Genomic DNA, 14,175 nt, shown 5'->3' with positions numbered 1-14,175 from the left:
TTTTGTGTGAACACTGCTTTTTTATTTAACTAAGTTTTTGACCACAATTTGGACAAAAATTAGCGCCGCTATTCTTTTCACCACAATTTGGACAAAAATTAGGCTTTTTACCTGAAGAGGAAGCAGAGGTGCTTGCTTGTTGCTGCGATTGACCAGCTTTGTTCACATTTTTCATCATTTCATTCGCAATATTCATTCCAACCATCATACCAGCCATATCTGATGCAGTGCCTCCACCTTTTATTTTTCCAGAAGCCATGCCATCTGTCATTTCAACCTGTTGATAGCGACCAAGATCACCAATCATACCGTGAGAAGCAGTCTTCGTTATTCTGTCTTGAATTTCTTTTGGATAATTAAAGCTCATAATTTGGAAGCCAGTAATGGTCATACCTAAGTCAATAATTTGCATATCGAGATCTTCTTGGATTCCTCTAGCAATCTCGAAACTATTCGCTTGTAAATTAAACATGTCTTTACCTTCTCTAGTAATCCACTTCATCAAAAGCTGATCCAAGATAGACGTTATTCGTATCTTTACATCTTCAACAAGATACTGATCTTTCACCCCTGCTACTTTATCGATCAGTGACAAATAATCATTGACCTTAAACTGAAACGTTCCATTAGCACGAATTGGCAACCCACCAGGTAGCTGTGGTGTTGGAATATTAATCGCGTTACGTGTACCCCATTTTACAGTAAATTCTTTCGTATTAACAAATAATACTTCGACCCGCATTCCAGAATTAAAACCATATTTAAATCCTTTTAACGTCGAAAGAAATGGGATGATTTCCGAATCAATATTATATTCGCCTTCATCTTCAAATACGCCTTCAATACGACCATGGTTATAAAATATCGCATCCTGTCCTGAGCGAATAATCAATTTACTCCCTTTTTTAATTTCCTTATTTCCCCATTTCCAAAAAATCATATCATCACGGAATTCTTCCCACTCAATCACATCAGAAAATTGATTTCTAAAAAATACCATTAAATCAGTCCTTTCAAATGATGCTATTAGAAACTACGAGATCCACCACTATGTGAGTGACCACCACTCGTCACACCGCCTCCACCTCTAGTAGAGCTATTACCTCCACTATTATTATTAGGTTTACGACGTCTTGTTACTGTCTTTCTTAAGTAAACATCTCTTTTATTTAAAATACGGGAACGATGTCCATCCATATATGTTCGTTCAGTCGTTGTTACTTTTCCACCTGAATGATAGAGCATAAGACCGACTATGACTCCAGCAAGGACTAAGGAAATAATGATTTGAGCTTCAAACTTAAAAAGAATAAAATCAGGATTTATGCCTGGTTTAATATTTAGATATTTATATGACAAACTCAAAAAAGAATCCATCGCTCCATAATAGTCACCGTCGGCTAATTTAGGAGTAACTTTATCGAGAATCAAATCGATACGATCAAAATCTAAATAATCTTCCCCTTTATAAAATCCTACAATATAAACTTCACGATCTCCCATATCAATCGTTAAAATTGCTGCATTTGGACCATCGAGATGCTCATCATAGAAGTCTTGTGTATACTTCTTAAAACCTTTGCCATCTGTATCATTCGTCGTTAAAATAATTAAATTTGTATCACGTTTTTTTCCATATTTATTTGCTATAGATTCAAGTTTCGCAATTTCTTCTGTTGACAAAAGGTCCGCATCATCATAAATTTTCTGTTTCTCCTCAATAAAACCTTTATTTTCAGCAAAAGTGGTCGTAAGAGGTATAAATAAAAAAAATAATAGAATAAAAATAATAGTAGGCTTTGGTGAAAATCTTATCATAAGCCAGCACCTACAATCCATTGAATGAATTTTAAGGAAAGAAAGGTCGTTCCCGCAATCCCACTAAACCAAGCGGCTACTTTACCATAACTAATCGGTGGCCTTCCGACAACTTTTCCTGTTTGACCATTCATGGCGAATGTATGTTCTTGTTTATCATAATCATAATAAACCATCCATACAGGTAAAAGAACATAGTAACTGTTATCCTTCTTCATATCAATTCTTTTATCTCGATAACTAACAGATGTATAACCAACAATAGTTGAACCGATATAAGAATCAATAAACTTTCTAACCTTTTGTCTGACACGTGGAAAAAGTTCTTTGTCATCAAAATTATATTTTTCTGCAATATATCCAGCTAAATAGGGCATTTTAAATGTTTTTAAATCTTTATAGTGATAAGGTTCTAGTTTATCCATTAGCTCATCATTCATTTTTTTCGACGCATCAACGGGAACCTTTTTATAATATAAATCCATGTTACGATAAACATCGTAGTATTTTGTTTCAGTATAAATGTAATCACCACGTGAATATGTTCGTACTTTTCTTCCTTCTGCATGAACTTCTACTTCAGAATTTAAATCGTATAACCAAAACGGGACATATAGGCCAGTGATTTTCTTTATCCGATTTGCACTCATGAATCCTTTTGGTGTTAATAAGCCATTTTTACACCACTTCTTAAAAGCTACTTCTGCTTGTTCTTTCGTTATTGAAAAGGGAATCACTTTTACAGGAGCTAATACACCAGATAAACGATCAGCTATCACAACACCTGCTCCACAAAAACTACATGAAGTTGCAGCCGTATCAGTATCAGTTAAAATAACAGCTCCACAATTTTCACAGTGGTATTCCTTTGCATCATCTTCTGTGAACGTTCTCGTAATATATTCATCCGAAAACGTTTCAATATCGTCTTGTCGACCACAGCTATGGCAAGAAAGCTTTCCCGAATCAGCATCAAATGCCATATCACTTCCACAGCTAGGGCATTTATAATGAATGACCATCCTCTCTCATCCCCTCTCATACTACTTCTTTAAAAAAGCTGTAGCTTAAGCTACAGCTTTTTTAAAGATGAATCAATTATTCTTGATTACTATTTAACTGCGCTTTTAATGCAGCTAATTCATCATCTACATTCACACTGCTAGAGTATTTAGCTGTTAAATCATCTATTTCATCAACTGGACCTTTATTTAACTCTGCCATTGCTCTTGCTTCATCCAATTGTTTATTAATTTTATCCTCCATCCGATCAAATGCTGAAATAGATTTATTAGCACCTGAGACAGAAGCACCTAACTTATTCATCCGTTGTTGTGTTTTTGCTACTGCAGCTTTTCCTTTAAGCATGGATCGACGTGACTCAAGTTCGTTAATATCACTTACTAACTTATCATGCATTTGGCGCATTTGATTCGCATTTGAAGCTGCTAATTCATATGCTTGGCGTAATTCATTTTCTTTTGCTGTATATGTCGCTTTTCTCTCTAAAAACTTCCTTGCATCATCTTCATTTCCTGCTTCTAATGCTTTTAATGCGTATTTTTGCATCTTTTCTACATCTTTTAAGCATTCATCTAATGCTCGCTTCGAACGTTGTTCTTCTGCCATAACAGAAGCTGTTTCTGCTTTTACTTTCCCTAAATCTTTATTCAAGTTACGAAGATATTGATCAATCATCTTCTCTGGATCTTCAGCCTTATCTAATAATGCATGAATATTACTTGACATAATGTCTTTAAACCTTCTTAACATACTCATTTTAAACATCCTCTCCTTTTGATTTATAAATCCCCGGCACATAATAAGTAAAATTCCGATATTTCATAAATAACATATTTACTAAATATCTGCAACCGTTTGTATGGGGATTTACCCTATTTTAATAACTCCTTTAATTTATGTACGAATAAAAGGAGGAATAGGTTTCAAAAATTTCTTACTCAGAGCAAAAAAATGTAGTGATTGGGACATAACACAGGAAAAATTAAAAAATGCATGAAATCAAGTTAGATGTTGTAAAATTAATTATGACAGTTTTACCAATGTTAAAATGGTTATGTAAAACGCTTGAAGTAGAGAAGCGGTATCAATATTGAATAACATAGAAGTTACAGACCTACATATCATTGACCAATTTAATGCAATATGATAGAAAAACATCATAAACGCACAAAAAAACTTAGACAGCTTTCCGAACGCTTCTCTTAAACCATGTTCGATATGTTTTCGTCTGACTTTATAAGAGGTATAGTAAAATGATTAAACGGCTTTAACTCTCTATTGATTGAGAGCTAAAGCCGTATTTATTATTTCCACTGTATACTTAATAGCAGACTATTCACATTCTACTACTTCTATCTAAATCGTAACGATAACAATAAATGCTTCAAATCCAGCTTTTTTCAATTGTGTAACACGATCTTCTGCATTTCTTCGATCAGTAAAAGAACCGCAAATGACTCGATAATAAGTTGTACCACTTACTTGAAATACTTCAATAAAACTTGAATAACCTTTTTGTTTTAATTCATTCACTCGCTGTTCAGCATAAGTTCGCGATACAAATGAGCCCGCAACAACACGATAATAAGTTGTTGTGCCAGAGTCACTCTTTTTCTTTAAATTAAAAGCCTTCGCTATACCTACTGCGTGTCCTCGAGCTATTTTGTTTAAAAATGCATCTTGTTTTAAAAGATTAGCATCTGCTACCGTGTCAATAAAACCATTTTCTGTAAGAACTGAAGGCATTCTTGATTCACGTAACATGTGGAAGTTTGCTTCCTTTTTTCCACGATTATTAAAACTTGTTTGCCTAATAATTTCATCATGAATGATACTGCGTAAGCGATTCGTCTCAGACTTTCCTGAATAACTACCATTATACGTGAATGATTCAAAACCAGTACCACCTCCTGCATTAATATGAATCGATACTAAATAATGAGCTCCCCAATTATTGGCCATATTTGTTCTTTCTCTTAATGAAACTGTTTTATCCGTTGTTCGTGACATCATTATTGAATGACCTGTATACTCTTGATTAAGAATATTACGTAATTTTAAAGCAATGTTTAGTGTAAGGTTTTTTTCTTGTAAGCCATTTGCTTGTGCACCTGGATCTGTTCCACCATGTCCTGGATCAATAAATAATTTCATTCAAATCATCTCCCTTAATTATTTTTCAATCATATTTTTACTTCCTGAATATAATCCTGTTGCTGATAGTCCTAATACAATACCGACCATGATGCCACTTTTTATATCTGTCGGACAAACATAAAATATCCCGCCAGCAATTCCTAATAATAGAGCTAATAAAGGAGAAAAGCGCTTAGGTAAACCTATCTGTTTAAAAACTTGTACTACCCCCATAATAATTGGAACTAAAGCGACATCATATATTTCAAAAGTCATTCTTTCCACCCCCTTACTAATAATTTATGTTGCGCTTGTCCCCTCAGGAAAGGCGAACTTCCCTTCACATATAGAATCGAATAGATGTCCGAAAAGGTGGCAATTAAATTTTTAATTTAATAACAAACGAATAAAATATAGTAAGAACTTCAGAAATGAGCATCCACTATTTTTGCACGATTTAAAAAATCTCAATATCTCAATTTCACTCATTGAACATTTAAAAGAACCTTATTTTTTTTGAACATAAAATAAATACATCTCATGATTTATTTAAAGATAAAAAGTTGGAGATTGTAGCAGCAGCTCTTTTATTAACTGGTAAATTAAAGGTAGATTCAGTAGAAGTATTTCGTGACTCACCTGTCGTTAATGTCACATTAATTGGTCAATATAAAACATTGAGTAAAAATACTAATAAAATGGTTGATTTCATTGATGAAAATGGGGATATGACTCTGAATGAAATCGTTGAAGCATTTAATATTATTTCTAAAAGGAAAGGGTGATATCATTGAAGCAAAATTCAAATCAAAGCAATCATATAAATGAGACTGAATCATTTGATGGTACTAAAATTATGAATGCTATTTTGATCATCTTATTTATTAGTTTACTCCTTTTTGGAAATAAAGACATAAGTGGATTAACAAATGCTCCTTAATAGAATAAACTGAAGATTGATTTTCTCTAAATTTAAAGTAACAAAAATTATTTTGTTGCAAGCATATTATTTATCGTTTATAATCTATATATTTATATATTTAGATATATAGATTGTTGATGTTTATATCATATCTTTTATAATATAGAGAGTCATAAACTACTAAACGAGGAGATGGTGTTATGGAATCATTAAAAATGTTTGCCTATTCACGGACTTCTGTTTTAATTGGTCTACGAAATATACATGAAGACAAATGGGACAATCAACCAGAGAATTTTCCAAATACCATTCGCTGGAATGCTGGTCATATATATGTCACAACAGAAATATTTTTACATAAAGCAGATCCAAATTATGCCGTTATTTACCCACAATGGAAAAGTTTTTTTATCAATGGAACAAGGCCGTCAGATTGGATGAAAAAGCCACCGTCTAAAAATGAAATCATTCATGCTTTAGAGGAACAAAAAGAACGTATATTAACATACTCTCATAATGATTTGAAAAAAGTTGCAAAAGAAGTACAAACTTTTCATGCACTATCGTTAGATACAATCGAGCAAGCTTTGCAATTTATTACGTGGCATGATGGTCTGCATTTGGGGATTATTAAATCAATGGATAAAGTCTGTTCAAATTAAAAACAGATTGAGAATATGCGCATGAAATGATTTTCAACATCATACGAAGATGATCAGAAGGACGACCTATTTTACGAAGAAAATTTTCTTTAGGAATACTCTTTTACTAAATCTTTAATGACAAATGCGATATCATTTTTTGAAATTTCACTTCCAAACTCATACTTAAAAATGAAGCTCGCATCAGAGCTTCATTTTTTATGGCTGAGTTTTGTCTCAGATTCTTTGTTATAATCTATTAGATGAATGAGTAAAGTTCTCTACTACACATGATTACGCACAAATCTTCAAAACCATACAGAGTACATAGCTACAACCCGCATGGTTATGCGCAAATCTTTAAAACCATGCAGAGTAGATAGCTTCACTCCACATAATTTCATCCAAAAGTTCAAACGATAGTGAATAATTCCAGACAATAGGATAAACAAACCTCAGCTCGCTCTATTGATCATTCACGTACTGTCACGATCATTAGGAAAAAGAGACTGGGACATAAAGGAAAGGTGAACAAGAATAGTTTTTTCATCTTTCAGAAGTTTTGTCCCAGTCTCTTTAGTCTTATCGAGCCTTATTTTTATCTAGTAAAGTATCTTTTAATGAACGTCGTAAAATCTTTCCCGTTGTATTCTTTGGTAGTTCATCTGTAAAATGAACACGAGTTGGAACTTTATAATTTACAAGGTGCTGTTCACAATAATTAATAATGGCTTGTTCATCTAATGAACTGTCTTCTTTCAAGACGATATGTGCACTGACCGCTTCTCCTAATTCGGCATCTGGTACACCAATAACAGCACATTCGACAATATCTGGATGTTTATATAAAACCTCCTCTACTTCCCGTGGATATACATTATAACCACCTACAATAATCATATCTTTTTTGCGATCGACAATGTAAAAATAACCGTTTTCATCTTCCTTTGCCATATCACCTGTGTATAGCCAACCGTCTTTAAGAACAGCATTCGTTTCTTCAGGCATTTTATAGTAACCTTTCATTACATTCGGTCCTCTAACAATCAACTCTCCTATCTCACCTTTTGGAACTTCATTTCCTTCTGTATCGACCACTTTATTCTCGACATTTACAATCGACATCCCAATTGACCCTGGCACACGCTCTCGATCAATTGGATTAAAACAAGTAACAGGAGATGCTTCAGAAAGACCATAGCCTTCAGAAATTCGTGTATTAAATTTCTCTTCAAAATTGTGTAATAATGAAACTGGAAGTGATGAACCACCTGAAATAGACAAACGTATAGATTCATAATCCTCTTTTGTGCCATTTTCATATTGGTAAAGATAGTTATACATAGTCGGCACTCCAGCAAAAACGGTTGCTTTTCGCTCGCGAATAACATTAAATACTTCCCTTGGACTAAATCTTGGTAATAGGAGAACTGTTGCTCCTCTGTACAACGGGGCATTAACAACAACTGTTAAAGCAAAAACATGAAAAATAGGTAATGTTGCAACGACACGGTCATTAGCATTCATTTCTAAATATGTTCCTACATCACGTGCATTTGAATAAACATTCTCATGCGTTAACATGGCACCCTTTGGATGTCCAGTTGTTCCCGACGTATACAAAATGATAGCGTTATCATTTTTATCTAAACTTAGTAACTCGTTAATTGGAGATGCTGTCTTAATAAAACGTCTAAAAAACAATAAATCTTCCATTTTCATACATTGTTCGATTGCTTCTTCATCCGTTTCACAAACGATAATGGTTTCAATGTTTGGAAAGAGAATCTCCCTTTTATCAAACATTGGCCACAATCGATCGAGAGCTACCATAAATTTTGCATCACTATTTTGCACTATATATGAAATCTCATTAGGTGTATAGATTGGGTTTATCGGTACAATAACTGCCCCTAAACGCCAGCTTGCGTACAATGTAATTAAGAAATGAGGTGTGTTACCTACTAATAATGCAATATGATCCCCTTTTTTGATCCCTCGTTCCTTTAATGCCCCTGCTAAGTGTGCAACCGATTGTTCAAATTGTGCATAGGTATACTGTTCACCCAAAAATTCATATGCAATTTGCTCTGGTTGCTTTACTGCTGTCTCATGCACTGATTGTGGTAAATTCATTGTTTAACATCCTTCCCCCTTAAAATGAATGAACGTTCATTCTTTTTGTTAATATTATATATGAAAATGGTCTTTTATACAATTATTTCAGACTTTAATACGATTTTATTTGTAAATAGACAGAGATATACAAAATTATGCAAGTCAAAGGGAGATGGAAATGTTGTATTTATAAACAAAAGAAGACATATGAAAGGAATAAGTGATTTTATTTGAATATCCCTTAAAATACTTTAATTTGCCACAGGTTTGCTCATTCAAATGACTAGCCAAAAAGCCGATGTTTTAATGTTTAAGGCAAATTTAAATTTACTTGAATGAAGCAGCATGCTACAAAAGAAAAGAGGGATACACTCTTCTTTTACTATGATTGGTTGGAAGAATGAGCTAACTATTAAATATGTTTGGTAGATTTTCATTCCAAAAAACCACTAAACTTTAATTTGATGTCTGGCTGACTGGTGGTTGGTGTTGTAAGTACTATTACTTATAAACTTGACAAAATCATAGATGATCTTCACAAAACACAAGGGTTTAATTTTGTTGAAATTTCACAATTGGCAGGTAATTATTATGATGATAGTCTTAAATAAAGGCTGAGAACATATTGCACATCAATTAGTGGTAGTGTTTTATTTTACTTTTTTTACGAAGGCCAGATGCCTATCTCGGGATCTTCAGGACCGATTTTTGGCTTTATCGGGATCCTTACGTTTTTAGCGGTTCGATATTTCGATCGAATCTCCGCTAATGATAAACGGTTTACGGTCATGATGTTGCTCATCGGATGTGTCAGTACCTTTTTGATTCCGAGTGTAGTAATCTCTGTAAATCTTGGTGGCTTTTTCGGTGGAATTTTAGTTGCCTTTATTGATTCATTATTTAAGGAAGAAAAGGTACAAACGACTGAATAAAGTAATCCTTCTATTCCAAACCTGTAGTTGACATACGCTCACCCTAGATTACAGGGAGATCCTAGCTCAAAAGATATTGCACGGGTACTTCGTACTTCGTGTCTCAAATTCATTACATACAGGGGGCAATCGACGGGTACAAGTGAATTATTTCAATTCCGAAGCAATCTATACTAAGTCTATGTTACAGAAATTTGTCGATCCTTTTGAGATTTATAGAAATAAATATTACAAAAAGGCTAGGAACAAGACCATAAGTAGGTCTAAACTGAGAAGGAATATAAAACATCTTTTTAATATATATACACTGTTTAATACACGTGCGAATAATTTAGATCTCGGACGATAATTGATAAATTTTATAGTGATATAGAAAGTTTTTAGGCGTTTACACACCACGTGTTAGAGCGTTTCGCAAAATGTTTATGGCGTAATTGTGAATGAAAAATAACCGTCTTTATTTGTTTTTATTATAAATAAAAGCAGATTTACCTTGTAAAGATAGATTTGCTTTTCTATACTCGATGTCATTGTGGAGGTGGAAATGATGAAACATGTACTTATTATTGGTGGTACGGGTATGCTACGAGAAATGTCATCATGGGTGATTAAACAAGCGAATAAAACAATGTTAATCGGAAGAAACAAAGAAAAGTTGGAGCAAACTGTCCCTAGCGGTTACGAACACAAAGTTCATTATCAATTCATTGATTACCGAGACACCTTGAAATTGCAAGAAGGAATACAGCATGCTCTTGAAGTTCATGGTGCATTTGATTATGTGATTGCTTGGATACATAGCTCTGCACAACTAGAAATACGACTAAATGTACTGTCGATAACCGGCGGTATTTTTCGCTATATATTTTGGAAATAAAAGTTAATAAGGAGCTTTTTAAAAACTCAAAAAGCAGAGGGCAAAGGCAAGTACCTCTTTTTGGTGTTTATAGTCATCATCAATTTATAGATAAGAATCGTATGTTGGCCCATAAACCTAAACAAGGTGAAATAGATTATAATATCAATGTAGATTCATGAATTTCATCGTGAATTATCTGTACGGTAGAGCACTGTATTTAGATTTAATTTTTCCATCCGCCGAGAGTACACATGACATTGATTTCAAGGATGGCGGATCTATGTTTAACCTTCAACTTCTAGTTTTTTAAACAAGCATATGATTTCTGGATTTGACTTTTCTAAGTCTCGATGACAGCACATGCCACCAGAACAGAAAGGCATTCTAAAAGCTGTCATGGAACAAAAAAAAGCGAAGAAATAGCAAGAAATTAATCGATATTTATTTTGAAGATGATATAGCCAAAATTCTTGATAATATTGACTACAAAGGGGATGGAGTGCTAAATCACAGGTTATTAATAATGTATTGAAAAGAACAATGTTTACTATAACAAATTGATATATAAAGCTGTACTTCTATACAAATTATAGTTTTTATTCATGATATTTTATTTTTATAATGATAATGCAAATTAGGGCTCTTTGAATCCATAGTATCCCATTAAAAAAGCAATAAAAAACATTATAAGAATAAATGTGTTTAACAAAATAAGAGTTAATCTAATACTTCCTTTTATACCCCAAAAAGCACTTAGTATGCTTATAATTCCGAAAAAAAGAGGGAAAAATGCATTTATTTCCCAGAGAGAATCAAAAAAGGAACTATACCAACTTGAAGAACTATAACTTAACATTAGAAATAACAGTATTAAAAAGGTTATAGATATGAATGTCAACAGTTTCCTTAACATATTTAGTACCCCCTCATAAAGTGTTATTTGTTATTATAACGTATTATTTAGAAATAACAATATGAATTATCACTTGATTTTATAAAAAAACCTAAAGGGAAGAATTAATCCCTTTAGGTTAGATTTATTTTAAGTTTTTTTATTAACAACCGCATTTGATAAATATTTCCTTACCTGTACTTGGAATATAACCAAATGTTGCAGGACATCCTTCATGATAGCAACAATTCCAATGTTTAGAACAAAAAGGAATATAATTTAACTCCTTGTTTTTTTTATTTTCATTGTTTAGTTTGTTATTTGACATTTTTTTATTCCCCTTTATCAGTGGTTTATATTAGTTATTAACATCCTTGTGATCTCATTTTCAATCTAAAAGCTGTACGAATTAAAGTCGGAGTTTGTCCATGTCCATAAATACCATCTAAACAATTGATTAAATTTCGGTCACAATTGCATCGAGCTGGGTATGATTTGAAGGACCCATAACAATAATCATGTGTTCTGCAACAAACATCTATTGAATTAACAGGAGTTCCACTTCCACATTTAGCCCCACACCAATTGTATGCAATCGGAATTAATGGACCGCCAACCCAAGCTGGTTCAGTAAAAACACAGCAACCTTTCGCTATACAAGGAATATTATCATACCATGCTTGCGGAGTTATATTTTCATCTTTATTATTTTTGTTACTTAAACTTTCATAAATAGTAATAAAATCTAACGAATTAATTTCTGTTTCTTCTTTTTTATCTACTATAATTTTTCCACCTTCAACGACTATTAATTGAAGAATATTTTTGTTATTAATTTCATCTTTTATTAAACGGTATAAACGAGCATAAAAAGGAAGTTTATTACTACTTACAATTTCAATTTTAGTATAATTGTTAAATTTTATGAACTGTGCAGTTACATTTGCTTTAAAGTTTTTTCCAATCTCAAATGCTAATTCTGCAGAATCTTGTTCAAAAATTGTTTTACTGATATTCATATTTAAGCCTGCGTAATCTAAAAGTTTCTTTAATTGTTCGTTATGTTTCGGTGTTAGCCAATCCAATCCTTTTACAGAAGGATTAGTAACAGAAACTACACCTATTTCCCACTTACTTTCTTCCATATTATCATTCCTCCTTTTTTTAAGAGTATATAAATACTCTCTTATTTTGATAAAGAGGATTTAATTTTAAAAAATAAACTTATTAAGAAATTTATTGGTATTATTTTACATTTATTTTTTTATGTTTGCATATAAAAAATTACCAATATTTATTATAGTAAACTCCATTAGCTATATTATTATCGTTGCATTTATTGACAATATGTTGCTTAAATTCATATCTTTATTATTATGTTCAGCCTTTTATCCCGTCGAAAAAAGTAAAAATAATGTTGAATAATAGATTGTGTTTGTACTTTTTGAAATAAATAGAGAATAATTGCTAACAAATGCTACATTTATCCGAATAAATAACGTAATTATTTAGTATCTATATTTTTAATGTACTCTTTTATCTTCTTTGAAGATTTAACGTTATTTAGTAATATAGCATAAATTAATTTTTTTTCATCATCTGATATATTATCATTACTTAAACATTCATTATAAAAATTAGATAGTTCTCTTGTTTTAGAATAGCAAGCCATCAAATAATCGATTCCCAAAATAATCACTTCCTTTTATTTTTATTGACTTCTTTTATCACCGTTGAAAGTCCTAAAATAACTTTTTCAAGTTTATCAATTTTATTCTCAAATCTAACAAACAGATATACTGTAATAGCAATAGGAAATCCAAAGTTTCCAATAATACCTACCCATATTGGCATTGATTCAGGTGTCATTACAATTCCTCTTTTCAAGTCTTATTTATATTTGAGAGTTTAAAAAAACACCAAAAACTAGGGGGATCGCTAAACTTAACGGTAAAAATTTTCTCAATAATTTTTAATTTAATTTCCTGTTCTAAATCTTCTTGTTCCTGATAATTAGTATTTTTTAGCGACTTTTTTATTTTACGGTCGAACATTCGCAAAATTTCTTCGGCTTCTCTACAATTTGCTTTCATATCATTCAATCTCTTTCACTCCTTTTTTATCAATAGCTTTTTCAGTTTTCTTATAGATTTATTAAATTGGTTGGAAATGTTTTGAGGGGTAGTTTCTGTTGTTTCAGCAATTTCTTTTGTTGTCATGTTTTTTAAGAATTTCATTTCCAAAATAGATAATTGCTTTTCAGTAAGTAATTTTAGTGCTTCATATAATTCAATGTTTTCAATATGGTCTTTTAAATTGTTACCAAAAATATTTTGTGTATATAGAGGTTTCGATACTACGAGATCTTTAAACGTGGTGTCTTTATTATCTGTTATTTCTTTATCAAGAATTAGAGTGTATCGATTATTTAACTTCCTGATTTTTTTATCATAATCAATGCTAAAAAAATGAATTAAATTACTAATGTAAGCCATTTTTTTAATTTGTTTATAATGTTCTTTAAACGCCTTATCTACTGCATTTTTATTTTTTTCACTAGGGTAGGAAATAGCATTACTAACTAACTTATAATTTTCTTTTTTATCTAAGAAGCTTTTTATAATAGGGTTTTGAATTACATCTTTATTTTGTTCTATAAGTTTTAGCATCATAAAGTTGGCTGATGGCTTTTTCATCAAATTTCCACACCTCCTAAATATATTTCATAAATATTTTCTCAAATACTAAAGTGAAGTATATGGCTAAATAATAAACCAAATTGAGCTATTGTAACTCTTTTAAATATTTAAAAATCCTATACCTGTACTAGCACC

General features: G+C 31.9%; 17 protein-coding genes. 4 read left to right on the top strand and 13 right to left on the bottom strand.

What is annotated here, in order from left to right; genetic code table 11:
- Window positions 1–25: 25 nt before the first annotated feature.
- The 6 genes from HNQ35_RS00490 to HNQ35_RS00465 form a co-directional block, all read right to left on the bottom strand.
- Complete coding sequence (locus HNQ35_RS00490) at window positions 26–1,000, bottom strand: SPFH domain-containing protein (RefSeq protein WP_146935249.1); 975 nt, start codon at window positions 998–1,000, stop codon at window positions 26–28.
- A 26-nt stretch (window positions 1,001–1,026) separates the two neighbouring features.
- Window positions 1,027–1,818 (bottom strand): TPM domain-containing protein, encoded by a 792-nt coding sequence (locus HNQ35_RS00485; protein ID WP_146935251.1) that lies wholly within the window; start codon window positions 1,816–1,818, stop codon window positions 1,027–1,029.
- Window positions 1,815–2,840, bottom strand: a complete 1,026-nt coding sequence (locus tag HNQ35_RS00480) for a TFIIB-type zinc ribbon-containing protein (protein WP_146935253.1) — start codon at window positions 2,838–2,840, stop codon at window positions 1,815–1,817. The genes HNQ35_RS00485 and HNQ35_RS00480 overlap by 4 nt, the downstream gene beginning before the upstream one ends.
- Before the next feature lie 76 nt (window positions 2,841–2,916).
- Window positions 2,917–3,597: a PspA/IM30 family protein gene (locus tag HNQ35_RS00475; RefSeq protein ID WP_146935255.1), complete on the bottom strand. Its 681-nt coding sequence runs from the start codon at window positions 3,595–3,597 to the stop codon at window positions 2,917–2,919.
- Window positions 3,598–4,197: 600 nt separating this feature from the next.
- Window positions 4,198–4,995, bottom strand: a complete 798-nt coding sequence (locus HNQ35_RS00470) for an N-acetylmuramoyl-L-alanine amidase (protein ID WP_146935256.1) — start codon at window positions 4,993–4,995, stop codon at window positions 4,198–4,200.
- A gap of 18 nt (window positions 4,996–5,013) precedes the next feature.
- Complete coding sequence (locus tag HNQ35_RS00465; protein ID WP_146935258.1) at window positions 5,014–5,253, bottom strand: hypothetical protein; 240 nt, start codon at window positions 5,251–5,253, stop codon at window positions 5,014–5,016.
- A 287-nt stretch (window positions 5,254–5,540) separates the two neighbouring features.
- On the opposite strand from HNQ35_RS00465, the gene HNQ35_RS00460 reads away from it, so the two are divergent.
- Both HNQ35_RS00460 and HNQ35_RS00455 read left to right on the top strand, forming a co-directional pair.
- Complete coding sequence (locus HNQ35_RS00460) at window positions 5,541–5,762, top strand: hypothetical protein (RefSeq protein WP_221261391.1); 222 nt, start codon at window positions 5,541–5,543, stop codon at window positions 5,760–5,762.
- A 337-nt stretch (window positions 5,763–6,099) separates the two neighbouring features.
- The gene (locus HNQ35_RS00455) at window positions 6,100–6,561 is read left to right on the top strand and encodes a DinB family protein (protein ID WP_146935262.1); all 462 of its coding nucleotides are present in this window, start codon (window positions 6,100–6,102) and stop codon (window positions 6,559–6,561) included.
- A gap of 561 nt (window positions 6,562–7,122) precedes the next feature.
- On the opposite strand, the gene HNQ35_RS00450 is transcribed toward HNQ35_RS00455, so the two are convergent.
- Complete coding sequence (locus tag HNQ35_RS00450) at window positions 7,123–8,676, bottom strand: fatty acid--CoA ligase family protein (RefSeq protein WP_146935264.1); 1,554 nt, start codon at window positions 8,674–8,676, stop codon at window positions 7,123–7,125.
- Between the two features lie 596 nt (window positions 8,677–9,272).
- On the opposite strand from HNQ35_RS00450, the gene HNQ35_RS00445 reads away from it, so the two are divergent.
- Both HNQ35_RS00445 and HNQ35_RS00440 read left to right on the top strand, forming a co-directional pair.
- Window positions 9,273–9,590, top strand: a complete 318-nt coding sequence (locus HNQ35_RS00445; RefSeq protein ID WP_146935266.1) for a rhomboid family intramembrane serine protease — start codon at window positions 9,273–9,275, stop codon at window positions 9,588–9,590.
- A 547-nt stretch (window positions 9,591–10,137) separates the two neighbouring features.
- Window positions 10,138–10,467: a Rossmann-fold NAD(P)-binding domain-containing protein gene (locus HNQ35_RS00440; protein ID WP_146935268.1), complete on the top strand. Its 330-nt coding sequence runs from the start codon at window positions 10,138–10,140 to the stop codon at window positions 10,465–10,467.
- A gap of 1,037 nt (window positions 10,468–11,504) precedes the next feature.
- Here the strand turns inward: HNQ35_RS00440 and HNQ35_RS00435 are convergent.
- The 6 genes from HNQ35_RS00435 to HNQ35_RS00410 form a co-directional block, all read right to left on the bottom strand.
- Window positions 11,505–11,669 (bottom strand): hypothetical protein, encoded by a 165-nt coding sequence (locus HNQ35_RS00435; protein ID WP_170226573.1) that lies wholly within the window; start codon window positions 11,667–11,669, stop codon window positions 11,505–11,507.
- 37 nt (window positions 11,670–11,706) lie between these two features.
- Window positions 11,707–12,486, bottom strand: a complete 780-nt coding sequence (locus HNQ35_RS00430) for a phospholipase A2 family protein (RefSeq protein ID WP_146935270.1) — start codon at window positions 12,484–12,486, stop codon at window positions 11,707–11,709.
- Window positions 12,487–12,845: 359 nt separating this feature from the next.
- Window positions 12,846–13,031 carry a hypothetical protein gene (locus HNQ35_RS00425; protein WP_146935272.1) on the bottom strand — a complete coding sequence of 62 codons (186 nt, stop codon included), beginning with the start codon at window positions 13,029–13,031 and terminating at the stop codon, window positions 12,846–12,848.
- Window positions 13,032–13,036: 5 nt separating this feature from the next.
- On the bottom strand, window positions 13,037–13,210 hold the full coding sequence (locus tag HNQ35_RS00420; RefSeq protein WP_146935274.1) for a YvrJ family protein: 174 nt from the start codon (window positions 13,208–13,210) through the stop codon (window positions 13,037–13,039).
- A 14-nt stretch (window positions 13,211–13,224) separates the two neighbouring features.
- Window positions 13,225–13,434: a helix-turn-helix domain-containing protein gene (locus tag HNQ35_RS00415; protein WP_146935419.1), complete on the bottom strand. Its 210-nt coding sequence runs from the start codon at window positions 13,432–13,434 to the stop codon at window positions 13,225–13,227.
- 15 nt (window positions 13,435–13,449) lie between these two features.
- Window positions 13,450–14,037 (bottom strand): sigma-70 family RNA polymerase sigma factor, encoded by a 588-nt coding sequence (locus HNQ35_RS00410; RefSeq protein WP_246118032.1) that lies wholly within the window; start codon window positions 14,035–14,037, stop codon window positions 13,450–13,452.
- Window positions 14,038–14,175: the final 138 nt, after the last annotated feature.

The organism is Cerasibacillus quisquiliarum, from assembly GCF_014202495.1.
GTDB classification, from domain to species: domain Bacteria; phylum Bacillota; class Bacilli; order Bacillales; family Amphibacillaceae; genus Cerasibacillus; species Cerasibacillus quisquiliarum.
The sequence above is the reverse complement of the archived record's forward strand: the minus strand, read 5'-3'. Positions and strand labels throughout refer to the sequence as shown.

Bases quoted from the DNA above. Each gene is read 5' to 3' on its own strand.
- HNQ35_RS00490 (WP_146935249.1), bottom strand. From the start codon at position 1,000: ATGGTATTTTTTAGAAATCAATTTTCTGATGTGATTGAGTGGGAAGAA.
- HNQ35_RS00415 (WP_146935419.1), bottom strand. From the start codon at position 13,434: ATGAAAGCAAATTGTAGAGAAGCCGAAGAAATTTTGCGAATGTTCGAC.
- HNQ35_RS00435 (WP_170226573.1), bottom strand. From the start codon at position 11,669: ATGTCAAATAACAAACTAAACAATGAAAATAAAAAAAACAAGGAGTTA.
- HNQ35_RS00485 (WP_146935251.1), bottom strand. From the start codon at position 1,818: ATGATAAGATTTTCACCAAAGCCTACTATTATTTTTATTCTATTATTT.
- HNQ35_RS00440 (WP_146935268.1), top strand. From the start codon at position 10,138: ATGAAACATGTACTTATTATTGGTGGTACGGGTATGCTACGAGAAATG.
- HNQ35_RS00480 (WP_146935253.1), bottom strand. From the start codon at position 2,840: ATGGTCATTCATTATAAATGCCCTAGCTGTGGAAGTGATATGGCATTT.
- HNQ35_RS00420 (WP_146935274.1), bottom strand. From the start codon at position 13,210: ATGACACCTGAATCAATGCCAATATGGGTAGGTATTATTGGAAACTTT.
- HNQ35_RS00450 (WP_146935264.1), bottom strand. From the start codon at position 8,676: ATGAATTTACCACAATCAGTGCATGAGACAGCAGTAAAGCAACCAGAG.
- HNQ35_RS00470 (WP_146935256.1), bottom strand. From the start codon at position 4,995: ATGAAATTATTTATTGATCCAGGACATGGTGGAACAGATCCAGGTGCA.
- HNQ35_RS00410 (WP_246118032.1), bottom strand. From the start codon at position 14,037: ATGAAAAAGCCATCAGCCAACTTTATGATGCTAAAACTTATAGAACAA.
- HNQ35_RS00475 (WP_146935255.1), bottom strand. From the start codon at position 3,597: ATGAGTATGTTAAGAAGGTTTAAAGACATTATGTCAAGTAATATTCAT.
- HNQ35_RS00465 (WP_146935258.1), bottom strand. From the start codon at position 5,253: ATGACTTTTGAAATATATGATGTCGCTTTAGTTCCAATTATTATGGGG.
- HNQ35_RS00430 (WP_146935270.1), bottom strand. From the start codon at position 12,486: ATGGAAGAAAGTAAGTGGGAAATAGGTGTAGTTTCTGTTACTAATCCT.
- HNQ35_RS00455 (WP_146935262.1), top strand. From the start codon at position 6,100: ATGGAATCATTAAAAATGTTTGCCTATTCACGGACTTCTGTTTTAATT.